Genomic DNA, 23,500 nt, shown 5'->3' with positions numbered 1-23,500 from the left:
TTTTGCGGCGCGCCGGTTTTTATTTGAGAAGAAGTTTATTGGATAGCCAACTGATCTGAACGCGAAGCCGAATCTTATACATACACGAAGGAGCGATTCTCTTGGAACAATTCAGACTTCCCCGGATCCCGATGCCGAAATTCGATCTGCCGCAGGCCGTACAGGAGGTGCTGACCGAAGCGGATACTGCGCTGGCCCATCGTCCCAAGCTGCTGAAACTGTTCAAGAACTGCTTTCCGAACACACTTGAGACAACGACCAAATTGATGGACGACGGCACCACCTTCATTATCACCGGCGATATTCCGGCCAGCTGGCTGCGGGATTCTGTCGAGCAGGTGATTCATTATCTTCCTTTGGCCAAAAGGGACGAAGATCTGCAGCGCATCATTGGAGGCTTGATCAAGCGGCATATCCAGTACGTGCGGATCGATCCTTATGCCAATGCGTTCAACGAATCGGCCAACGACTGGCATTGGAACAAGAACGACGGTACCGAAATGTCCCCATGGGTATGGGAGCGCAAATTCGAAATCGATTCGCTCTGCTTCGTCGTGCGTCTGGCTTATCTCTATTGGAAGGAAACGGAGCTGACGGACATTTTTGACGAAAGTTTCCGCCTTGCTATGGAAGAGATCGTCAACGTGTTCCGCACGGAGCAGCATCACTTCGAAAAGTCGCCGTACCGATTCTCCCGCGATAATGGTATAGAGCACGACTCACTGCAAAACGGTGGTCTCGGTATGCCCGTCAATTACACAGGCATGGTCTGGTCGGGTTTCCGCTCCAGTGACGATGCCTGCGATTTTCATTACAATATTCCGGGCAATATGTTTGCGGTCGTCGCACTGCGGCAGATGCAGGAATTTTTCGAATGGATTTTCCGGGATCAGTCTTATGTGCTGGAGCTGAAAAAGTTGGAGCAGGAAATCGATCGCGGTATCCGGTTATACGGCATTTACCGTCATCCGGAATTCGGACCGATCTATGCGTACGAAACGGACGGTTTCGGCAATTACTGTCTGATGGACGACGCCGGTACGCCTGGGCTGATGTCTATTCCATACCTGGGTTATACAGACGCTGATGATCCCGTATATCAAAATACAAGACGGTTCGCGCTCAGCAAGGAAAATCCTTTCTATTATGAAGGTGAGGCGGCCAGAGGAATCGGCAGTCCCCATACTCCGCCGAACTATATCTGGCATATGGCGCTGTCCATGCAGGGATTGACGGCGCAGACGAAAGAGGAGAAGCTGGAGATGATTGAAATGCTGGAGAACACGGATGCGGACACCGGCTTTATGCACGAAGGATTTCATGCGGACGACCCGGAAATATTTACGCGTACATGGTTCGCCTGGTCCAACAGTCTGTTCTCGCAGCTCGTATACAAGTCGATGAAAGAAGGGATTTTATGAATACAACTTATTTGAAAAAAGCGCCCGAAGCACCCAACAGTCGGCTGATCTTTTTCCGCGATCCGAGCTTCCCGGCTTCCGGACCGCTTCCGGGGATGAAAGAACTCGGCGCCTACGGCGTTGTGACAAGCGCAGCGGATCTGGGCGACGCACTGAACGATCTTTGCGGCGACGGAAACGGGGTGCTGATCAATCTTCATGCGCCGTACTTCCCGGAGAGTGCATGGAGCAGTATTCTGGCGTTTCTCAAAAAAGGCGGAGGACTGCTCAGCGTCGGCGGCGCGCCGTTTAAGCGTCCTGTCCGGCAGGAAAGCGGACGTTGGCGGATCGGTCCGGAGCAGACGGGGTACCATCAGCAGCTGTTCATTCATGAAACGCTGCCGGTAGAAGCCGGTCGCGCGCAGCGGCTTGAAGCGGCGGCTGAACTTCCGCTGCTGAGCGGCGACGAAAGATTATTTGGCACCGGCGTTTCGTCGGAAACGGGTGAGGAAGCAGAGAACGGAGTGTCTTCGGACGCAGCAAACGTCAGTACTTGGAATCTGGTGCCGCATACGACCCGCGACGCCGATCTGCCGGAGCAGATGGGCTCGGCCGGTACCATGAGTACTCGGATTACGCCGCTGCTGCGGGCTTATGATGCCGCGAATCGGCCGGTGGCCGCTCCCGTCGTGCTGTGGGAGCAGGTGCGCGGCCCGTTCGCAGGCTCGCGTTGGGTGTTCGTAAACCGTCCGATGACTGCGGCACTGGTGGAAGGTGAAGGGCTTGAAGCGCTGTCGCGCTGGGCGGCGTTCTGCGGACGTGAAGCGGCCGAGCTGTCTCTGGCGCCGCACAGCGCCGTATACGAGCCTGGCGAGCGTGCCCGGCTGACGCTGCGCGCGCAGCAGATCCGGCGCGCAGGAATGCCGGCGGATCTGCCGGCTTTCGCGGGACAGGAAGATGTCGACCGGCTGATTGCCGGTGGCAAAATCGAGCGAATTGCCAAATCCGGAACCGGGCGTAAAGGCGAAGCGGCTAATCGGCAAAAGGAACAAATTTTCAGGAACGAAGTGAACGCAGCTGATACGGAGTATGCTGCAGTAGAACAAGGTTTGATCTCGCAGATCGCTCCAGGCACCTGGACCTTCCGCCTATCTGTCTCTTCGCCGTCGGGTGAAGAAGTTTTCTCGCAGGTGCTTGAAGTTGTCGTGACGCATGATTGGGTCACGCAGAATATTCCGCTTCCTTTCGAGATCGAACCGGGATTGTATACGGTCGTCTGCCGCGCGGAATCGGCGGAAGGCGAAGTTCGCGTACTTACCCAGGGCTTCTGGGGACGTGATGACGTCCTTCTCTCTTCCGGTAAGCCGATTTCGGCAGGCCGGGATTATTTCATTCAGGACGGACGGCCGATGCCGGTCGTCGGCATGACTTACATGACGTCCGATGTGGCGCGCAAGTTCTTGTTTCTGCCGAATGCGGCAGTCTGGGACCGCGATATGGCCGCCATGGCCAAGGCCGGCATCAACTGGATTCGTACCGGAATCTGGACCGCTTACCGCAATATTATGCAGGTAGACGGACACGCTTCCGAGGAAGTGCTGAGAGCGATCGACGCGTTCCTGCTGACGGCAGCGAAGCATAATCTGCATGTTACGTTCACGTTCTTCTCATTCACGCCGGAGACTTGGGAAGGCAAGAACCCTTATCTTGATCCGCAGAGTGTCGAGGCGCAGAAGAGATTTATCCGTTCGATCGTAAGCCGTCATACAAGTACGACACTTGTCGACTGGGATCTGATCAACGAGCCGTCGATGTTCGACCCGGCGCAGATTTTCTCGAAAGGCCCTCGTTCCATGAGGGATGAATATGAACAGGCTGCGTTTGTCACTTGGCTCAAGAAGCGGCACGGTTCGATTCATGAACTGCGTGAGCACTGGAATATGACACCGGCTGAACTGCCGACATTCGAGGCGGCCGCAATTCCGGAATTTCACGAAATTAATTTTGACGTACAGGATATGCACAAAGGAAAGAAAGGCACACGCTGGCTCGACTACACGCTATTCTCGGTCGAAGTTCACAGTGCCTGGGCCGCAGAACTGACGGCTTCGATTAAGCAGTTGGTGCCGAATCATCTGGTAACGGTCGGTCAGGATGAAGCATTGGGCGCACAGCGGCCGTCGCCGCTGTTCTACGAAGATGCGGTCGATTATACGACTGTACATTCGTGGTGGCTGAACGACAGTCTTGTCTGGGATGGTGTATTCGCAAAAACGCCCGATAAACCCAATCTGATTCAGGAGACCGGGATCATGTATGTGGAGACGCCGGATGGCCGGGCGAAGCGCAGCGAGCTTGAGCTGCGCAATTTCCTGGAACGCAAATACGCATATGCTTTCTCGACTGGCGGAGCCGGTGCGATCCAGTGGATCTGGAATACGAACTTCTATATGGATAACGCCAACGAGTCGCATATCGGTGCGCTGCGCGCCGATGGCACGGAGAAGCCGGAGGCGGACGTGTCTTACGATTTCGGCCGCTTTATGGCAGAGATCCGCGATCTGTTTGTCGGCCGCGAACTGGAAGATGTGGCGGTCGTGTATCCGTATTCGAACGATTTCTCAAACCGTTCGTTTGCCGTTGAGGCGACGAACCGCCTGACCCGAGTGCTGACTTACGGATTGAAGCTGCCGTTCCGCGGAGTATCCGAATATCGGCTCGACGTACTGAAGCAGCATCCGGCCAAGCTCATTCTGCTGCCAAGTCCGCACAATATGGACGAAGATTCCATGAAAAAGCTGCTGCGCATTGCCAAATCGACGCATGCGACGCTGGTCATTACCGGACCGGCCGGTCTCGATGCCTACTGGCACGAGTCCGATCGGGCGGATAAGCTGCTCGGTATTCGTACATTGTCGAACGTACGGCGTGAAGAGATGCTGGAGCTTGAAGGCAGACGTCTGCCCGTGTCCTTCGGAGGACGCCGAATTGCCGAGACGCTCAAAGAAGTTCCGGCCGACTCGGATGGTCGCGCGGACCGCGTGCTCGACGTGCCGAACGGCAGAGGACATCTGATCTGGAGTCCGCTGCCGATTGAGCTGGGAACAGGCGATGAACCGATCGCCGAGCTGTACCGCTATGCCGCGGAGAAGGCGGGCGTGACAGACGATCTGGAATGGTTGGCCGGCGGCGAATTGGCCGGCGTATACGGCCGTAAGCTGAAGTTTGCAAGCGGCAGTCTATATGTGTTCGTGTCCGAATATGCTTGGGACACGGAGGTGCGTGTTCGCGACCGTGTCACAGGCACTGGATATGCATTCATACTAGAGAGCGAGCGATCGGTCTTGTTCGCAGCGGATGTTAAAGGTAACGTCACGGCTGTGTATCGGCCGGAAGAAGTGCAGATTGAGAGCGGCGAATAAGTAAAAAGAAGAACCTTCAGGGCTGCCTTGCGGCTTTGCGGGTTCTTCTTTTTTGGATTGAAGGCTGCCGGGTAACCTTCATGTCTGATCGATCTGCAATCCGCTGTAAACGGGCATGGTAGAAGAAGGTCGGAAGCTAGGTTCTTCGAAGGAGCCTGCGTCAGGTATTCAGGTTAGGGTTAAAAGTGAAAGTGTGCGGAAAGACGCTTATATAACTAAATAGCGATTCTTTTCGTCAATTATTCTAGGAGGTGCATCCCCATGAAAACTTATAACCGTGCGGCAAGCTTGATTGGCGTACTGCTGCTGAGCGGAGCTCTGACAGCCTGCGGAAACGAGTCGGAGACCGCATCTCAGGCAGATCCGGCAGACGACACGACTATAACTGCAGAAAATAATAAGGAAGCTGTCGAAGATCCCGCAGCTGCCGACGGAGATAAGGCAGATGCTTCCAATGAAGCGTCTGGCGAAGAAGCGGACGCTGCAGGAGGCGGCGGAAGCGAACAGGCGGAAGACGATTCTGCGAAAGACAATTCTGCAAAAGGTGACGCTGATACTTCCGACGCTGACAAAGCCGGAACAGACGCGAGCAAAACCGGAGCAGACGCGAGCAAAGCCGACATCGAAAAGGCCGATCCGGCTAAGCAGGGCAAAAAGGGTGCGGGCAGTGACCGTCCGGGCACCGACTCGTTCAATCTGATAGGCAGCGGGGATACCGTTAAAGGCAAGCTGGTGGAAGGTTATGGTTATGCGCTCTACGCGATGGAAGGTTTTGAATTTGATGCCGAAACGAATATGCTGTCGATGAGCGACAACCCTGATTATTACGCGATCGTCAAGCCGCTTGAATCAGGATACGCATTGGCAACGCTCCGCAAGCAGGGCCAGAACGAGCTCCGGCAGTTCGGCAAAGTGGTCGAGTTGAAGGGCGCGAATACGCCGGAGCAGCTCGTACGCTCTCGATTGTTCCTTTCGGCGGAAGGCGGGCAGGGTACACACCAATACGCATTATGGGAGACGCCGGAGAAAGGCTATCTTCTTCATATACACATGCCGGAAGGCGCGGATCAAAAAAAAGCCGCAGAGCTTATTTACACTTCACTTTCGACCATTGCGGACTAAGCGCATAATGAACCAAGTTCAACCGTACCGAAAGGTACGGTTTTTGCTAACCGTTTAATGGGGTATGATATAGATGCGCGAATAAATTCAGAAGGAAGCGGAGGCGATTCACTTTGCCGGACCGAAAGCTGCTGGACGAGCTGTATCGAATGCGCGATCTGGACGGAAATGACGATGATTTGGAGCGTTTCAACGATATTTTGAATGAGTTAAGCCATAGAGCTTCAGCCGATATTATACCGGATCTGTGCCGAATGCTGGAGGACGATGTGATCGAACCGAGTGCGGCCGGCGACTTGTTGGAAACTATTTTTTATATTTCGGATCGCTGCGGGATCGAAGAGAGCATGCGTTACTTGGCTTTGGGCGTTCCATGCCTTTTTCCTAGGGCGGAAGGTTGGGCCGTAAGGCTGCATCGGATGCTGCTTCATGCCGACCGTCCGGGCGCTCCGTATATTGAAGCTTACAGCGCTGCCCTGTGCGGGATTCCCGCACGTGCGCTGCGCCGGGTCGTGAACATGCTGCTCGATATCAAGCATAAGCAGCCGGAGCTGTACGCAGACAAGGTGAACCGCTTTCTGATGGCGCTAATGCGTGGAGAAGAGAGCGAAGGAGGCTGCGAACCGGTAAGGAATTAGCCCCCGGCCAGGTTTTAAAGCGATCTTATGCGCATTCAAGGGACGAGGCAGGAAAGGCAGAAGATGGAGGTGGCGGACGTGACGACGATAACTCCCGAACAATTTAACACCGCCTGGAATACGTCCGTGGATGGCGCGCTTCAACGCTTTGATCCCGAAGCGCTGGCACAGGTGCCGATTACGGAAGAGGCCAGGCGTTTTTTATGTGAAGCCGGGCTGCCCGCAGACTCGGCTCCGTATTTGGAATTTCGGTCAGATGAAGGCCGATTGTCCGATCTGAAGACAGCCTTTGGCATGCCCAAACAATATTCAGCCTATTGGCTGCTTGGTTCGACAGGTTACGGCGATCCGGTCTGCCTTAAAGCGGGAAGTTCGCAGGTCGTCTGTATTCGGATGGATCAAGGTGGAACCGAATGGTTTATTAATTCTTCCATACCGCAGTTTGCGGAGTTTCTGCTTGTGTACGCGGAACTGGTACAGCGAACAATTCGCCAGAACGGACCCGATGCTTTTCTGGAAAGTAATATTCCTCCGGATGCGCTGAAATGGATGGTGCGCGAATTCGGCCGGATCGATCCTGCGGGATTCGCCCAAGGGACATTTTGGAGGGAAGAAGTAGAAGAGCGGCTGCAGCGTGAACGATAGGGAGGAAAAGCCGTATCGTTCATTGGAACCGTTCCTCAAAGAGCTTCATTGTTTATACATATTAGGTAAGCGAACAAGACGGTGTGAAACGAAAAAATCGCTCACGATATCGATTGGCTGCGATCTTCCTTCACCGATGGACATTTTGAGTCCGTTCGGTGATTTTTTTCGTGATCTGATGCGGGTTGTCAATTTTTGTTGTAGGATAGAGTGTGCGTCTCGCGAACGCGTGTATGCATTACTGTGATAGAGAATCGGAGGAACATGAAGTGGAACGTACCAATGAGCCGGAAGGTGAACAGCTTCAGAAGAAGCTGCTTCCCCGGCATATCAGTTTTATGGCGATGGGCGGCGTAATCGGAACCGGCATCTTCAAAGGAAGCGCCGAGACGATCGGATTGGCTGGACCAGGTGTCGTATTGACGTACCTGTTCGGCGGTCTGCTGCTGCTGGTCGTAATGGGAGCGATCGCGGAACTGGCGAGCGTCTACCCGAATCGCAATATGAAAGACTTTGTCCGTCAGGCTTTCGGGCCTCGTCCGGCATTTATCGTCGGCTGGCTGTACGCCTTCCTGATGCTGACCGTATGCGTGATAGAGGTAGTGGCGGCAGGATCATTCCTGCAGTATTGGATGCCGGGCGTACCCTTATGGATACTCAGCCTTGCCAGCGCTGCGCTGATTCTTGGCATCAATCGGCTGAGCGTCGAAACTTTCGGCGAAACGGAATTCTGGTTAGCCGGGATTAAGATTGTGATGATTGTCGTATTTGTCATTCTGGGTGCCGGACTGCTGTTTGGACTAATTCCAGGTACGACCGGAGAAGCCCCAGGATTGATCAATTACACGGCGCATGGAGGATTCCTGCCTAACGGTTGGCTGTCCATCTTTTCCGCGCTGCTTGTCGTCATGTTTTCTTATGGAGGATCGGAGCTGATCGGTCTGACACTGACGGAAGCGAAAGACGCCGAGAAAGTAATGCCGAGAGTCGTCAAAAGCTTCATTGTGCGCGTTGTACTCTTCTATACGCTGCCGATTCTGGTTATCTGCGGATTGATTCCGTGGAATCAGCTTGCCGGGCAGGCGAGTCCGTTTGTACAGGTGCTGGAAGCGACGGGGTTAAGCAGTGCGGCGCATATCATCAACTTCATTCTGGTGACGGCGGTACTGTCCGCGGCGAACTCCAGCATTTACGGAGCGACGCGGATGCTTCATTCAATGGCTGCCGCAGGCGAAGCGCCCAAGGCATTGGCAGCAACGACGGACAAAGGTGTGCCGGTCGGCAGTCTGCGCCTATGTGCGGCAGTTCTGCTGCTGGGCGCAGTCGCGGCGTTCTTTGCGGGAGACAGTCTGTTCTCGTTCCTACTGGCGGTACCGGGATTCGTCGTGCTGATCGTCTGGGGTTCGGTCTGTCTGGCGCAGCTTAAGCTTCGTCCGCAGTATCCGAAAGCGCCGACTTTCCGCATCTGGGGTTATCCGTACATCACGGCTCTTACAGCTGTCGTTCTGGCAGTAATCGCCGCAGGATTTTTGGTTAATCCGCAGAACCGGCTGAGTATTGGCGTCTGTGTAGGTGTTCTGCTGCTGCTGATTGTCTGGTCGGTGGCGAAATTCAAAAAGTCAGAGGCATGAAGCATGACTATTCGGATGATGGATCGCTTCATAATCCGAATTGCTTCATTATTTATTGCCTGCGATTGCTTGCGAATTGACGCTGCCTCGTAATGAACGCTTATTATACGGATATAGATCAAAGATATAAGATGGAAGTACGAAAAAAGAGCCGACGCGCATCATTCGCATTCGGCTCTTTTTTTGCTAAAATATTTCCTGATAGTCGTATCCGGCGGATTAAACAGTCGCTCCATCTTTTCTTGTTCGGTTCAAATAAATCATCAGGAACACGAACGCTGCCGCAAACGATCCTGCAATGATCCAGATTGGAATACGAGGATCGAGTGTGTACGCCCAACCGCCGACAATGCCGGCAGGGGAGGTGAGCAGTAGGATGACGACGGACAGCATGGAAAATACTTTGGCCCGTTTCTCGTCGTCGATCGCGTTCTGTACGGCCGCCTCGAGGTACGGCGAGCTGATCATCAGACCGACTGCAGCAAGAACTGTACTGAAGCCGATCCAGACCAGGTTCGATGTCGGCCACAAGACAAGCATAGCGTTCGATGCGACCGACAGAGCGAAGCCCGCCATCATTGAGCGGGTCTCGGCCTGCGCCGGAATTTTCGGCATAATGAGCCAAAGCGCAAACAGCATGACAATCGAGGAGACGGCTGGAACGAGCGAGATCAGCCCACTGTCCACATGCAGATAGTCGGCCAGATACAGCGATAGATACGTCGTCTTGAGCGTCATTTGGAAATTGAACAGGATGTAGACAATGAAGATCAGCATCAGACTTTTGCTTGCAAACAGGTCGCGAATGGCACCGCCGTAGTCGATCAGGCTGGCCTTAAGACCCAGCTCGCGAGTTTCTTTCATTTTCCGATAACCCATTTCTGTCTCGCGCGTCGTCACCTGCCGCCCGATGAATTGGAATGTCATGGATACGCAGCAGAATATGTACATGATTCGGGTGCCGTCGACAATGCCGTAATGATCGACGAGCAGACCGCCGAGCGGAGCGAACAGGCCGCCGACCACGCCGATGATCTGCAGCAGTGTGAATACGTAAGTCCGGTCTTTCGGCGGCGTATCCTCAACGATCAGGCAGTAGAAAGCGACATGTGGGACCCGCTGAAATCCGTTAATAAAAGTAGCAATGACGAAAAACCAAATGTTTTGCGAAAAAGCGAAAATGAGCGTAGCCACGGACCAACTGAGAACATCGAAGATGAGGATAGCGCGTTTGCGTCCCATCAAGTCGGTCAGATAACCGCTCATGAACGAGGAGAGCACCTGCACAATCAGGCCGAGCGTTGTAATCCAGCCGATATTCGTTTCACTCACACCCAGCTCGTACATATACAGGGTCGCGTAGGTCATTACCATGCTGTACGGAATCAGAAAAAAGGGCTCGAAAGCCAAGCATCCTCGGCTGTTGCCGCGAAGCCTCGGGAAAAGCGTTCTTGCCATGCGACGGTTCCTCCGATGTCATGAAATAAAAGAATGGATATAAAAGCGTTTTCGAACATACTGCCATATAGATTACTATAGAAGAAGTGAAAGAAGAAGCAAAAAACGACCGAATTAAGAAAAAGTTAGTTATCACCCGATCTGCTGCCTAAGTTTAGAACTTCAATCCATAGACTTCACCGTAAATGTACCGTTCATTGAAACTACCGTATGAAGCTCGTCGAATCCTTCTGAATAAGAGGGACGGACAAGCTTTTTCAGCACGCTTTGGATCCCGATTTCTCTTACAAAAGCTTTGCCTGTCCGCTGTGCATTGCGCCGGATCGACGCCTCGTAATCGGGTTCGAAAAAGAAACCGACGACCGTAAAATGATACTTTTTCGCCGCTTCAATATATTTGATCCGGTCTTCGGGCAGGGGATTGGTATTGTCGACAACAAAAGGCTGCTTCGCTTCAAGAAAGGCAGTCAGAAGCAGATTTTCCCGGTAGCGGGTCTTCAGCATATCCATGTTTAACCGCAGATGGGTATCGATATAGCACTCTTTATAGAAGGAAGATTTGCCCGAAGCTTGAATGCCCATTAGAACGATGCATTCCATGTAAGCCCTCCTTTTTGAAGTTAAGATAAAAGGAACGGAAAAATGTGAAAAGGCCGACGGCATACCGAAAGATTCCGGTATCCGCGGCCCTGAGAAAGCTTACGCTTCGTCCAGCAGCTTCGCTGCAGCGATGCTCAAGAAGGCTCGTCCGGCGATTAGTAAGGCGCGTTCGTCGATATCGAACCGCGGATGGTGATGCGGAAAGGATGTATCCGGATTGTCGTTTTGTGAGCCGACATTGAAGAAGTTGCCCGGACGGTGCTGCAGATAATAAGCGAAATCTTCCGCACCCATCGAAGTGTCGGGTCCATACAGCACATCCTCACCGAATTTCCGTGCAAAAATACCCCGAACTTCTTCGGCCTGCTTCGGCGGATTGACGAGTGCTGGATAGCCGTTAACGTAATCCAGCTCGTAAGTGGCATGCTCGGCAAGCGTAATACCGTGCACCATGTCGCGAATATCGCGTTCGATCTGCTGGCGGACTTCAGGGTCGAAGCTGCGTACCGTACCTTCAATCTTCGCTTTATCCGCGATTACGTTGAAGGCCGACCCGGCTTGGAATATGCCTACAGTTACGACAGCGGAGTGCAGTGGATTGATATGACGGGCTACAATATGCTGCAGCGATGTTACGAGCTGGCTGCCTACGACGATCGCATCGACTGTCTGATGCGGCTTTGCACCGTGACCTCCTTTGCCCTGCACCGTAATAGCAAACGAGTCGACAGCGGCCATGGAAGGTCCGGAAGGGACGGACAGTTTGCCCAACGGCATGTAACTTGCCAGGTGTGCACCATACACTTCGTCGACACCTTCGAGTGCCCCGGCTTCAATCATCGCAATCGCACCGCCGGGGAGCTTCTCTTCGGCATGTTGGAAAATGAAGCGAAGACTGCCTTTCAGCTCGTTCTGCCGGTCGGCCAGTACTTTTGCAACACCTAGCAGCGTTGAAGTATGACCGTCATGACCGCATGCATGCATGACACCCGGGTTTTGGGACTTGTACGGCACCACGTTTTCTTCCTCGATTGGCAGTGCGTCAAAGTCGGCGCGGAAAGCGATAGAAGGTCCGGGACGATTTCCTTTAAGATCGGCCAGAATTCCGTTGCCGCCGACACCTCTGCGCACTTCGTAACCGAAACCTTCTAATGTCTCTGCGATAAACTGCGCCGTTTTCGTTTCCTGAAATGAAAGTTCGGGGTTGGCATGCATATGGCGGCGCCACTGCACGATCTGTTCATACTCGCTTTCAAGTTTTTCGGTCCATTGTTTTTGAATGTGTGTGGTCATTGGATCGCTTCCCTCCGAAATGTCTTGTAGTGAGTTTAATAATTCGCTTGATATGGTTTTCAAACTATCATTTTCACTATAAAGCGTCAAATGAGAAAATTCCTGAAAGCAGGAAGAAAGAAAGCAAATGGTTGAGCCAAAATTAAAAAACGATATTTTTCGACATTTATCTCCTCACACATGAACATATAACCGATAATAAAACAGGAGAGTTACATATGTATCAAGGTTAAACTTGATCTAACCAAAATTCATTGAGGAAGTGGGATGACCATGCGAGTAAAAACAAAATTATTTACCATCATTTTAATATTGGTAACCGTACTGCTGGGCAGTGGGATACTATCTCTAGTTGCCATTGAGAAAAGCGTGCAAAACAGCACAGTTTTGGAACAAAAATTGGAAATGCAAAAATTCCTGAAACAGCTCCAGTATCGGATGACAGGATTGTCCAATGACGAACGGGGTTATCTGCTGACCAGTAATCCGGAATTTGCCGAAGGCATGAAGAAAAAAAGTGAAGAAATTAAGGGTTTGCTGGATACCGAAAGTGAACGTTTAACCGGTGAGGACCTGGATGCCCTGAATAAGATCGCCATGGGAATGGAGAATTTGGTTGATCTTAATAAACAGGTCGTGAAGCTGATCGAAGAGGGAGAGATCACCCAGGCAGAAACGATTCATTTCGGTGAAGAACGTACGCTGCGCAAGGAGCAGGTCGATCCGGCTGTCAACGAATTTGTAGACCGCCTCGAGAGTGAAGTGGCTGCATTGAAGGCAAGCAACGTCAGCGAAGCAAAAGTTACCCAAAACATTCTGCTGTATGCGGTGATAGCGGCCGTTGCGGCCGGAATAGGTCTTGGCTTCTGGCTGCTGCGTTCGATTATGACTCCGCTGACTCTATTGAACCGGCAGATGAACGATATTGCGGAAGGTGATGCCGATCTGACGCGCAGCATCGATCTGCGCCAGAAGGACGAGTTTGGTGAGTTGGCCGGGAGCTTCAACGCTTTCGTTGCTTCGCTGCGCGGAATAATGACACAAATTGGCGAAGCATCGGAACAGCTGGCGTCAGCTTCCCAACAATTCTCCGCCAGTGCTGAACAGTCCAAGTCAACGACACACCAAGTTGCGGAGGCCATGCAGCAGATTGCGGAGCGTTCGGGTGAACAAACGCGAATCGCCGGAAGCAGTACGACATCAACCCACGAAACACTGGGTCGGATTACTGAGATTGCTGCTTCCACTGCCGAAGTTGCTTCCTTCTCACGGGAAATGAGCCGACAGGCAGCAGAAGGCGAGCGCGCGGTTGTACAAATTGATGAGCAGATGTCGTATATCGACACGGCTGTCGGCGATGCGGACAATCGCATTCAGCAGTTGGCTGTCCATACGGACAAGATCAATGCGATTACGACACTGATCACGGAGATTTCGGCTCAGACCAATATGCTGGCATTGAACGCTTCGATTGAAGCGGCCAGAGCAGGTGAAGCGGGACGCGGCTTTACGGTCGTGGCCGGCGAGGTCAAGAAGCTGGCCGATCAGTCCTCGAAATCGTCGAGGGAGATCAAGGATCTGATTGTCAGTATTCAGCAGGAAACGCATGCCGCAATGGAGACCATGCATGAAGTAAAGCGTCGGGTACACGAAGGGGCTGAAGTGACCCATCATGGTGCACGTCAGTTCGGCGGTATTCTGAAGTCTATTGGGGAAGTGTCGGAACGTACGGAAGCTATGGCTGCTTCAACGGAACAGGCCCATAACGGTTTTGCGGAAGTATCGCGTTCAATGGAGCACGTTAGTGAAGGCACACGCGAAATTTCAGGCGGTACGGAAGAGATTGCAGCGGCGACGGAAGAGCAATTGGCTGCCAGCGAAGAGATGCTGCATGGAGCATCGTCGCTGAGTGACCTGGCCGACGGACTGCAGATACTGGTATCGCGATTTAAAGTATAAGAAGCAAAGAAATGAATAGAAGATCCTAACTTTATAAAGGTTGTGTAGGGGAAAAGGCGGCGATTGCTTTACGGATCGCCGCCTTTTTGTTGTGCAGTGGAGTTTCAATGTCCAGGTCTTCAAGCAGCCTAATGTGCTTGGAGCAGATCAGTAAGTGACTATGCGGCTCGCTTTGAATGAATATTTTGCTGCTCCTGTCTTTATCCGAGCAGAAAATCTATTGCCTTCTAATTAAGTTGTTGTAAATAAAGTTTCGGAAAATTTTAAAGAGGTGTTTCAACACTAGCTAACTTGTATATAATAACTAATAGATAGTAAGAACTAGACCTAAAGACCTTAACTCACAATAAAATGGTTCTAATAGATCAAGGTAAGAACCGTTTCCAAGTTTGAATCAGGTCAAAAGTTTCTTTTTACTTTCAAAACAACAGAAGAGGTGCAGCATAATGAAAAAATCTATGAAAACAATGACCGGAAGTTTGTTTATTCGAGTGCTGGGAGCGGCCGTGTTAGGCATGCTGCTTCCAACCTTATTGAACGTTGTATTGATGAGCGATTTCGTGCAGCTTGTGAATTTCTGGCGTGCAGGTCCACTGGTCATTTCGGTACTTGGATTCGTGATATCTTTTGTCTTGCTGTTCTTCATTGTAAGAGGCATCGTTCGACCGATCCAAGCTGCGGCGTCTCATTTAGATAAAATGGCTGACGGTGACTTTACACAGAGAATGTCGGAAAAGTACTTGCAGCGCAGCGATGAAACCGGAACCCTTATTCGAGCGGTCGATCGGATGCATACATCGGCCTATCAACTGCTGGCGGCTGTCTCGAGAGAAGCGGCGGAGTTGAATGAAGCTACCGGCATCGCCCAAAGCAAGTTTATGAGCATGGAAAATGCACTGCGCGAAGTATCGTCGACAACAGAACGAATGGCATCAGGCATGCAGCAGACGGCTTCTTCCGCTCAAGAAATCGACGCATCGACGCAGGAATTTGAACGTGCAGTCGGTTCGATTGCACAGCGCGCCGAAGAAGGCGCCGGGCAGGCTGGAGAGGTCAGCGCCCGTGCTATGGAGATTCAGGAGAATCTGACCCGATCCATTGAAGCTACGAAAAAAGTCTATACCGAAGTGAAGCAGGAGCTGGATGCAGCACTTGAAGAGTCACATTCCGTAAATATGATCCGTGATCTGGCAAACTCGATTCTGCAGATTGCACAGCAGACGAATCTGTTGGCACTTAACGCATCCATTGAAGCGGCCAGAGCGGGAGAAGCGGGCAAAGGCTTTGCAGTCGTTGCCGATGAAATCCGTAAGCTGGCCGACGCCTCGAAGCGGTCGGTTGAGCAGATCCATACCGTTACCGAAAGAGTCGTCGGTTCGGTTGACAATCTGCAGCTGCACTCCGGACGTCTTCTGGAGCTGATGACAACAGAGATCGCAGACGACTATCAGATGATGCAGAACAATGCGAATTCTTATCTGCAGGATGCTCTATATATCGAAAATATGGTTTCCGATTTCAGTGCTACCAGCGAGCAGCTCAGCGCTTCGGTACAGAACTTGTCCAAAGCAATCAGCGAGATTGCAGCCGCCAACGGTGAAGCTGCCGAAGGGACCGAGACGATCTTCGAGCAATCTTCAAGTGTATTGGAAGCATCCAATCAAGTTGCAGTGCAGGCTCGCCGAACCGGCGACAGCTCGCAGCGTCTGGAGAACATTGCTTCCCACTTCCGTTTCCTGAATGAACAGACGGATAAGACCGTTTCTCTGCCAGCGTCCGCTGCCGCTGAAGAAATGACACAGGTCCGTCAGGCCGTGCGGACATCGCAGCCTTCGCGCATTGCCTGAATGTACAGAGAGAGGTCCGGTCAGTCATGTCGGTGAAATTTAGTTCTTTTTCTCGATTTCAACATGCGACCCAAAACCTTTCGAAGAAAGGTACATCGTAAGCATCAGCTAACGAATTTCTCCTGCAGCCATTGGGTTTCCAAAGCGAATAAGACTTTCTCGACAGCTTGGCGAAGCTTCTTCGGAAGCTTCGCCTTTTTTGTTTCCGCTTCTTCTTGAGTTCTCAGCCTATTGCGCCTTCTTTTCAGTATCTTCCGATTGAATGATTTGTTGGAACATGCAGAGTACAGAGCCAAGGCGCACAGGAAGAGTGCCTAAATCCGAAAAAATTGGTACACTGATACGGATAGGCTGCGGACCGGCTGTTCATATACAGTTCGTACATCCGGTCCGGAAGCCGAGTACAAGAATCGAAAAGCGAGGGACATCTACCATGATTATCAAACCGAGAACACGCGGATTTATTTGCACGACCGCTCATCCGAACGGCTGTGCCGCGCAGGTACAGCAGCAGATTGATTATATCGCAGGCAAGCCGCGTCTTGAGGGACCGAAGAAAGTGCTCGTAATCGGTGCTTCCACCGGCTACGGCTTGTCCGCTCGCATCGCAGCCGCTTTTGGCGCAGGAGCGGCAACGGTCGGCGTATACCGTCCGAGCAAGAGCAGCGAGACCCGTACCGCTTCAGCGGGCTGGTACAATTCCGCTGCTTTCGAGCAAAAGGCCGCGGAAGCTGGACTGAGATCGTTCAGCGTAACGGGAGACGCCTTCTCGAACGAGACAAAGGCGAAGACAATCGAAGTTATTCGATCTGAGCTGGGACAAGTCGATCTGGTTGTCTACAGCGTAGCTTCGGCGCGCCGCATTAACCCGAAGACAGGTGAAGCGGTCAACTCCGTGCTGAAGCCGATCGGCGCTCCGTACACCAACAAGACGGTCAACTTCCACAGCGGAGAAGTGAGCGAAGTAACGATTGATCCGGCGACGGAAGAAGAGATTGCGGCGACGGTCGAAGTTATGGGAGGCGAAGACTGGCAGCTGTGGATCGATGCACTGCGCGAAGGCGGCGTGCTGGCGGAAGGCGCAACGACAATCGCTTATTCGTACATCGGACCTGACCTGACCCAGCGGATCTATCGCGAGGGATCGATCGGCCAAGCGAAAGATCATTTGGAAGAGACGGCTCACCAAATTGGCGCACAGCTGGCCGATAATGGCGGGCGTGCATTCGTATCGGTCAGCAAAGCATTGGTTACCCAATCGAGCTCGGCCATTCCGGTCGTACCGCTATATGTCTCCGTCCTTTACAAGATTATGAAGGAAAAAGGCCTGCATGAAGGCTGCATTGAGCAGACGTATCGCCTTTTTGCAGAGCGTTTGTACGGTGAAGGAGAAGTGCCGGTCGACGAAAAAGGCCGCATCCGCATCGACGATTGGGAAATGCGCAGCGATGTACAGGAGGAAGTTGCCGATATTTGGGAGCAGATCTCGTCGGACAATATCAGTCAGCTGAGCGATTTGGAAGGGTACCGTAAGGAGTTTTTCCAGCTGTTCGGTTTTGAGACCGACGGTGTCGACTATGAAGCAGACACCAATCCGCGCGTAGAGATGCCGGAAGGCAGCCTGCGGCCGGTGCAGGAATAATCATCGCCAAGTCGACTCCTGCAAAAAGTCTGTTCCCGAGACAAAAAGGAGGAGGCCAAATGGCGAAATTTTACCGTTACTTTATGTCGATCACCTGGGTCCTGATTGCCTTGATGGGCATCAGTCTGTTCTTTTTGGAGAATGCGTATACGATGCCGCTGCTGCTGCTTTATATCGCGTTGCGAGTCGTAAGGCACAGGAAAGAGATCGCCGATGTGCGGCGTCGTTCGACACCCAGGCAGAAAGCGATCGCGCTGGGGTCTTTCGTCGCCGCAGTAGCTGCTGCCTATGTGCTGATCGTGTATGGTGGACGCTGTCTACAGGCGCTCGGTCTTGGAAGAGTCGCGCTGTACAGCTTGATCGCATTCGTGATTGCTGTCGTATTGATCGGCATGTACACAGTCATCGCCCGTTCCGGATTTGGGACGGAACAGCCGCGCGATTCCCAAGCTTGAAGCTTGCGGTTTGCAGCTTGTGGCTTGAAGCGTGCAGCCTATAGGAACAGGATTCGAAAACATCGCGGCACTTCAATATGAACGGACGATATGAACGAACAAGATAAACGGACAAGATAAACGGACAGGCCGCAGAAGCGGACCTGTCCGTTTTTTTTATAGACGAATGGGATTCGAAATCAGCGAACAAGCCGGATTTGTAGTTTCCGCTATTTTTAAGTCTCGTACATTTTTGCAGCAGTTCATAGAAAATATGGAGCTGCTGCGAGTCGCCTGATAAATCGACATCCGGCAAGCCTATCTGCCAACAGAAGCAAATAGAAACAGAAGCAAGCAGGCGCAATCAGAAGCAAGTAGAGAAAGTTGCAGCCAGTACAACATTTTGCATACATAAGTCCACTTTTGAGCCGTAAGCTGCAGAAAGTGCAATATTTTTGATGCAAAAATGATTTTTTAAGCGTAATTGCTTTAAAAATGCTGTAGTTCATACAACTTCGAAACCTAATTGGCCGTGCTGAACCCAATAATTTTGCATAGAGTACAACTTCAATTCGCTTCGTCCACAATTTCATCTTATTTCATCTTGCTTCACCCACAACTTTGATTGACTTCGTCTCCTACTTGAATTTGCTGTAAGCTGATTGGATCTTCATCTAATTAGATCTTCATTCAGCATAGAAAGATTCCGCTCCCTCTATTTTTAACAAAGAGAGCGGGCTATTAAATTATTGTTCATCCATATTGTTCGTCCAACTATTCGATAAGGAATTTTGGAAATCCGCCGACGACTTCGTAATAGCGTACATATTTACCGCTGCCTACAGGTTTCATTAGGCTCTGCTCGACTAAGCTGTTCAAAAGGGAGCGAGCTGTGCGGAAATTTATCCGATAGGTCTCGATCACATCTTTCGGCCGAATCGCTCTGCCCAGACGCCAGGCGAATCGAAGCACATCCTTTTGCATGGGCGTCAGCACCTCGTTTCCTCTCACTCCCGGGCTTTTTGACGCAGACGTACCCACTATCATCGGCATCGCGCTCATTTGCAGCAGCATTCGGCATACCTCGGGGCGGCGCTGAATATCATCGAAAGCAAAGTGCAGCATTTTCCAACCCAGACCGGTGAGAAACGAATCGCGATTCAGCGCATAACTGAATTTCTCGCGATCCATGTCTTTAATATGGCTTTGAAATCCGTCGCATTCGATGCCGATCCGCCCGCCGCTTTCCGGAAGAAAAGCAAAGTCGAGAAACTGCGAGCGACGGTTCCAATCGTAAATTTCATACTCGGGATGCAAATGCTTCAGGCTGCCAAACAGCGGCCACCAAACGTTTTGTAAAAACAGTTTTTCAGCATACTGATGCCCTCGCTCCAATCTTCCCCGGCGTTCGCCGGAACGACGGCTTAGATGCTGCTCCAAGAAGATCGCGTGGGCAGTTTCGAATTCGGACAGCGGTTCGGCAGCAGTCGTAGTTCCCTTTTTATCCATTCAATCATTTCCCACCCTTAATTAGACTGAACGCAAAAAAACGCCCTCTCGGCCAAAAGCCAAAAGGACGTTCTTCGTCGCTCGGTCACTTGTAAATAAAAAAAGTATAGCATAGGCCGCCATTTGCTGGAAATCCGCTGCCGAATCTTTTTCTGTCGCTTTCTTCCACCGCATTCTTTCACCCAGTTTATGTTTTGTTAAAATCCTGTTTACCCCAGCGTTATCCCCGCATGCTATCATTCAAGTAACGAAAACGCACGAAGCCTATCTGACCATAACGATCTATCCAATTAGTCCTATTTACTGATTAGTCCTATCTGCCGATTTGTTCCGTTTACCCGATTTGCCTGATCCGCGCGTCTGTGATCCGATCGGAAGCGGCCGCGGTATCGGAACATCGGCATGCATCGTACCCAACCCACACAGGAGATCACCCATGACGATTAAAAGAAGGCTGTTCATATCTAATATTCTGATGATTGTTATTCCTATCGTGCTTGCTATCATGCTGTCAATTCTTGGCACGTTTCTGCTCTGGATGAATTTCGGCTATGAGTTTAGAAACAGCAACGATTATTACGAGGGACGAGATACCGTTATGGCAGCGTCTCAAGAGCTTCTCCAAAATTCCGACGCTTCCGAAGTCATGCAGTTGGACTTTCTGGTCGAACGCATTGAACGCCTGCTGCAAAAAAACGATATGGCGTTGAGAATCTACGAAACGGACACAGTCACGACTCCTTCAGGCGGTTCCGCTTCTGAATCGGCTTCGGAGACGGATATCGACAATCAAACCGGCTCCCTCCGTTACTCGCTCGGGAAAAAGGTTTTTGTCGATCCTCAATTGACTCAAGCGCTGGAGGCGCTCGGCGGAACGGGAATCGTAGGAAAGGACGGGCACGAACTGTATGTGAAAAAAGTAAGCGATTCGGTTACAAATAAGACTTACCGGATTGAGCTGTTCAGTACGAGAGAGACGTCCAGTCCGGCGGATCAGGATGACAGGGGAAGCGGCTGGATTCCACTGAGCCTGCTGCTTGGAATGTTCACGGTCGTCTTTTTCACCAGCCGTTTTCTGACTCGTTTTGTTTTCCAGAAGATTCGGCATCCGCTGCAGATTCTGGCAGATGGTGTGACGCAGATCAGGGATGGCAATCTGGATTACCGCATTCAATATACACGCAAAGACGAATTCCGGCCGGTATGTGAAGCTTTCAATGAGATGGCGGGCCGGCTGAAGGAGTCGGTCTGGGCCGTACAGAAGCAGGAACTGAACCGCAAAGAGTTAATGGCAGGCATCTCACATGATCTGCGTTCTCCGCTGACTTCAATCAAGGCATATGCCGAGGGGCTCTTGGATGGAGTCGCAAGCAACCCGGAGTCGCAGCGCCGCTACGTGACAATGATCAAGACCAAGGCAGAGGATATCGACCATATGGTGTCCCGGCTGTTCCTTTTTTCAAAAATGGATCTGGGCGACTATCCGAATTATCCCGAATACTTCGATCCGCGCGAACAGCTGGAAACTTTCTTCCTTGCGGCAGCCGAAGAGCATGCGGAACAGGGACTGCGGGTATCGTTTGGCGAACTTGAAGAAGGACTGATGCTGTATGCCGATCCTGTTCAGTTCCGGCGGGTGCTGGCCAACATTGTCGAGAACAGTATGAAATACAAAGAACGCGAAGACGTTACCGTGTCGGTCGAAGCGAGAGAGGCCGGCGGCAGATTGCGGATTAAAGTGGAAGACGACGGTCCCGGTGTTACCGATGAAGCGCTGCCGAAGCTGTTCGATGTCTTTTACCGGGGCGACGCCTCGCGCAGCAGTCCGGACCGGGGAAGCGGCCTGGGTCTCGCGATCTCGGAGAAGGCGATTGCTTTTATGGACGGAAGCATCAGAGCGGAACATGGGACGGGCGGCGGTCTGCGAATTGTGATTGAACTGCCTGTTCAAAAGAAGAAGGAGGAGTAAGAGATTGGATACGACAAACTCAAAAATATTGATCGTTGAAGATGACAGTGCTATTGCGGAAATTGAACGGGATTACTTGGAAATTAACGGATACGAGGTAGAGATCGTCGACAACGGACCGGCAGGGATTCAGCGCGGAGGCAGCGGAGAGTTCAATCTGATTCTGCTGGATGTCATGCTGCCGGGCGCAGACGGATTCGCTGTATGCCGCAAACTGAGAGAGACCGTGGACATTCCCATTCTGATGGTGACAGCGCGCCAGGAAGATATCGACAAAGTGCGTGGACTGGGATTGGGCGCAGACGACTATATTGTCAAACCTTTTTCGCCGGGAGAATTGGTGGCGCGTGTCAAAGCCAATCTTGCCCAGTATGAGCGTCTGCGCAGCCGAAGCGGTGGAGCCTCGGCGGTAAACAGCGAATTGAAAGTCGGCCAGATCACGATCCGTCCGCAGTCCCGCCGTGTGTATGTTCGAGATGAGGAGCTGTCGCTCAAAAACAAGGAGTATGAGCTGCTGCTGTTTCTCGTCGAGCATGTCGATATGGTGCTCAGCAAAGAGACATTATATGAGAAAATTTGGGGATATGATGCCGTCGGCGACAGTGCGACGGTAGCTGTACATATCAATCGGCTGCGTGAAAAGATCGAAGACAACCCCGGTGATCCGAAAGTCATTCAGACGGTGTGGGGAGCGGGATACCGGTTGAAGGCGTGAGTATTGGCATCGCTATCAGTATCAATAGCAGTATCAATAGCAGTATCAATAGCAATAGCAGTATCGGTAGCAGTATCCAAGCAGATTAGATTAAAGAGCTCGGCGCAGAAAATGCGTCGGGCTCTTTTCGTTTTTATTGGATATATGGAATATTTAGGAACGGTTTAACTTTTGTTTAGAAAGTATGCGCGGGCAGTTTATTTCACGGCTGTAGGATAAGGGTGTACCAAGGAAACAGTAATAAAAAGCGTTCAACAAAAGCTAGCGGCATCAGAAACTAAATCGAAAACAGGGAGAGATGAACGATGAAAAAAAGCATGCGCAGCAAAACGATCGGAGTCATGGCGGCAGGCATGATTGTAACAGGAAGCCTCGGCGCGGCAGCTTATGCGAACGGAAATGCTTACGAGCACTTCCGCAGCGCTGCAGTTCAAACTATGGAAATCGACAACTCGACAATGAATTCGACGATCGAAATTCGGCAGAATGGCAAGGTAACGGCGAGCGGGCAGTTTGAAGTGCAGAAATCGGGCGAAGAAAGCTACTCGCTGGGACAATTTGAAGTCGGCGGACAAAAGCTTGAAGTGGAGCAGGCAACAGAAGACGGTAAAGTGATTCTGCGCAAAGGCGATCAGTATTACTCCGCAGCGATAAACCCGGAAGAGTTGGAAGAGGAGCGCTTTGATTCGTCACCGAGCGCGGTACGTCTTGCAGAAGCGGCAAGCGACCTGCTGTTGGGTGACATTAAGAATCGCTTTACACAAAACGGAGACACGATCACGCTCAGTCTGACAGGTGCACAAATTCCGGAATTGGCAAACCTGGCTATGAACGCAGTGCTGGAAGCGGGAGCGCACCAAGGGCAGAATCGTCTGAACGAAGAAGCTGAGTGGCAGTCGGAATGGAAAGATTTCGATTCCAAAGCGCTGTTCCCGATCGTCTCTGACAGCCGTGTGGAAAGTGTCCGCCTTGATGCTGGTGTGCAGAATGGAGCGATCAGCACGTTAACTACGACAATCGTTGTATCGGGCCTGGACGAGAATGGTCAAAAGGTAGAACTTGAAGCTTCGATGGACAGTATAATCGGCGAGCTGGGCACGACAGTACCTCAGGATATCGATGTGACGGGACAAACAGTCAAGGAGCTTGAAGAAATGGCAGGATCTCATGGGTTCGGTCACGGCGGCTTGGACAGCGACCGATTCGAATAAGGAGG

At 51.7% G+C, this 23,500-nt stretch carries 17 protein-coding genes; 13 read left to right on the top strand and 4 right to left on the bottom strand.

The genetic code is table 11. From position 1 onward, the window contains the following. Positions 1-101: 101 nt before the first annotated feature. From F456_RS0112265 to F456_RS0112240, 6 genes are all read left to right on the top strand, one after another. Positions 102-1,421: a glycoside hydrolase family 125 protein gene (locus F456_RS0112265; RefSeq protein ID WP_018977331.1), complete on the top strand. Its 1,320-nt coding sequence runs from the start codon at positions 102-104 to the stop codon at positions 1,419-1,421. Further along, the gene (locus F456_RS0112260; RefSeq protein ID WP_018977330.1) at positions 1,418-4,822 is read left to right on the top strand and encodes a glycoside hydrolase 5 family protein; all 3,405 of its coding nucleotides are present in this window, start codon (positions 1,418-1,420) and stop codon (positions 4,820-4,822) included. Before F456_RS0112265 ends, F456_RS0112260 begins: the two co-directional genes overlap by 4 nt. Before the next feature lie 261 nt (positions 4,823-5,083). Then, complete coding sequence (locus F456_RS0112255; RefSeq protein WP_018977329.1) at positions 5,084-5,944, top strand: hypothetical protein; 861 nt, start codon at positions 5,084-5,086, stop codon at positions 5,942-5,944. A gap of 113 nt (positions 5,945-6,057) precedes the next feature. Then, complete coding sequence (locus F456_RS22500) at positions 6,058-6,582, top strand: hypothetical protein (protein WP_018977328.1); 525 nt, start codon at positions 6,058-6,060, stop codon at positions 6,580-6,582. A gap of 78 nt (positions 6,583-6,660) precedes the next feature. Continuing rightward, complete coding sequence (locus F456_RS0112245) at positions 6,661-7,227, top strand: SUKH-4 family immunity protein (protein ID WP_169577842.1); 567 nt, start codon at positions 6,661-6,663, stop codon at positions 7,225-7,227. A gap of 338 nt (positions 7,228-7,565) precedes the next feature. Further along, positions 7,566-8,858, top strand: a complete 1,293-nt coding sequence (locus tag F456_RS0112240; RefSeq protein WP_229675725.1) for an amino acid permease — start codon at positions 7,566-7,568, stop codon at positions 8,856-8,858. A gap of 219 nt (positions 8,859-9,077) precedes the next feature. On the opposite strand, the gene F456_RS0112230 is transcribed toward F456_RS0112240, so the two are convergent. From F456_RS0112230 to F456_RS0112220, 3 genes are all read right to left on the bottom strand, one after another. Then, positions 9,078-10,316 (bottom strand): MFS transporter, encoded by a 1,239-nt coding sequence (locus F456_RS0112230; protein WP_018977324.1) that lies wholly within the window; start codon positions 10,314-10,316, stop codon positions 9,078-9,080. Between the two features lie 162 nt (positions 10,317-10,478). Further along, positions 10,479-10,916 (bottom strand): AAA family ATPase, encoded by a 438-nt coding sequence (locus F456_RS0112225; RefSeq protein ID WP_018977323.1) that lies wholly within the window; start codon positions 10,914-10,916, stop codon positions 10,479-10,481. A 99-nt stretch (positions 10,917-11,015) separates the two neighbouring features. Continuing rightward, positions 11,016-12,209: a M20 metallopeptidase family protein gene (locus F456_RS0112220; RefSeq protein ID WP_018977322.1), complete on the bottom strand. Its 1,194-nt coding sequence runs from the start codon at positions 12,207-12,209 to the stop codon at positions 11,016-11,018. Between the two features lie 273 nt (positions 12,210-12,482). Between F456_RS0112220 and F456_RS0112215 the strand changes: the two genes are divergently transcribed. The 4 genes from F456_RS0112215 (at position 12,483) to F456_RS0112200 (ending at position 18,112) form a co-directional block, all read left to right on the top strand. Then, a complete protein-coding gene (locus tag F456_RS0112215) occupies positions 12,483-14,168 on the top strand; it encodes a methyl-accepting chemotaxis protein (protein ID WP_018977321.1) in 1,686 nt (561 codons plus the stop codon). 446 nt (positions 14,169-14,614) lie between these two features. Then, positions 14,615-16,015 carry a methyl-accepting chemotaxis protein gene (locus F456_RS22495; protein ID WP_018977320.1) on the top strand — a complete coding sequence of 467 codons (1,401 nt, stop codon included), beginning with the start codon at positions 14,615-14,617 and terminating at the stop codon, positions 16,013-16,015. Between the two features lie 433 nt (positions 16,016-16,448). Next, positions 16,449-17,657 (top strand): enoyl-ACP reductase FabV, encoded by a 1,209-nt coding sequence (gene fabV / locus F456_RS0112205; RefSeq protein ID WP_018977319.1) that lies wholly within the window; start codon positions 16,449-16,451, stop codon positions 17,655-17,657. Positions 17,658-17,716: 59 nt separating this feature from the next. Further along, positions 17,717-18,112, top strand: coding sequence for a hypothetical protein (locus F456_RS0112200; protein ID WP_018977318.1), 396 nt, complete (start codon positions 17,717-17,719; stop codon positions 18,110-18,112). A 753-nt stretch (positions 18,113-18,865) separates the two neighbouring features. On the opposite strand, the gene F456_RS0112190 is transcribed toward F456_RS0112200, so the two are convergent. Then, a complete protein-coding gene (locus tag F456_RS0112190) occupies positions 18,866-19,600 on the bottom strand; it encodes a PDDEXK family nuclease (protein ID WP_018977316.1) in 735 nt (244 codons plus the stop codon). 436 nt (positions 19,601-20,036) lie between these two features. Between F456_RS0112190 and F456_RS0112185 the strand changes: the two genes are divergently transcribed. The 3 genes from F456_RS0112185 to F456_RS0112175 all read left to right on the top strand — a co-directional run bounded on the left by F456_RS0112185 (position 20,037) and on the right by F456_RS0112175 (position 23,495). Continuing rightward, entirely contained in the window at positions 20,037-21,569 is a 1,533-nt protein-coding gene (locus tag F456_RS0112185; protein WP_018977315.1) for a sensor histidine kinase, read from the top strand. A gap of 4 nt (positions 21,570-21,573) precedes the next feature. After that, on the top strand, positions 21,574-22,284 hold the full coding sequence (locus F456_RS0112180) for a response regulator transcription factor (RefSeq protein ID WP_018977314.1): 711 nt from the start codon (positions 21,574-21,576) through the stop codon (positions 22,282-22,284). Positions 22,285-22,589: 305 nt separating this feature from the next. Continuing rightward, positions 22,590-23,495, top strand: coding sequence for a hypothetical protein (locus F456_RS0112175; RefSeq protein WP_018977313.1), 906 nt, complete (start codon positions 22,590-22,592; stop codon positions 23,493-23,495). Positions 23,496-23,500: the final 5 nt, after the last annotated feature.

It is taken from the genome of Saccharibacillus kuerlensis DSM 22868 (genome assembly GCF_000378145.1).
In the GTDB taxonomy this organism is placed as follows: Bacteria; Bacillota; Bacilli; order Paenibacillales; family Paenibacillaceae; genus Saccharibacillus; species Saccharibacillus kuerlensis.
Note: the sequence above shows the minus strand (reverse complement) of the source record. Positions and strands in the feature narration are given on the sequence as shown.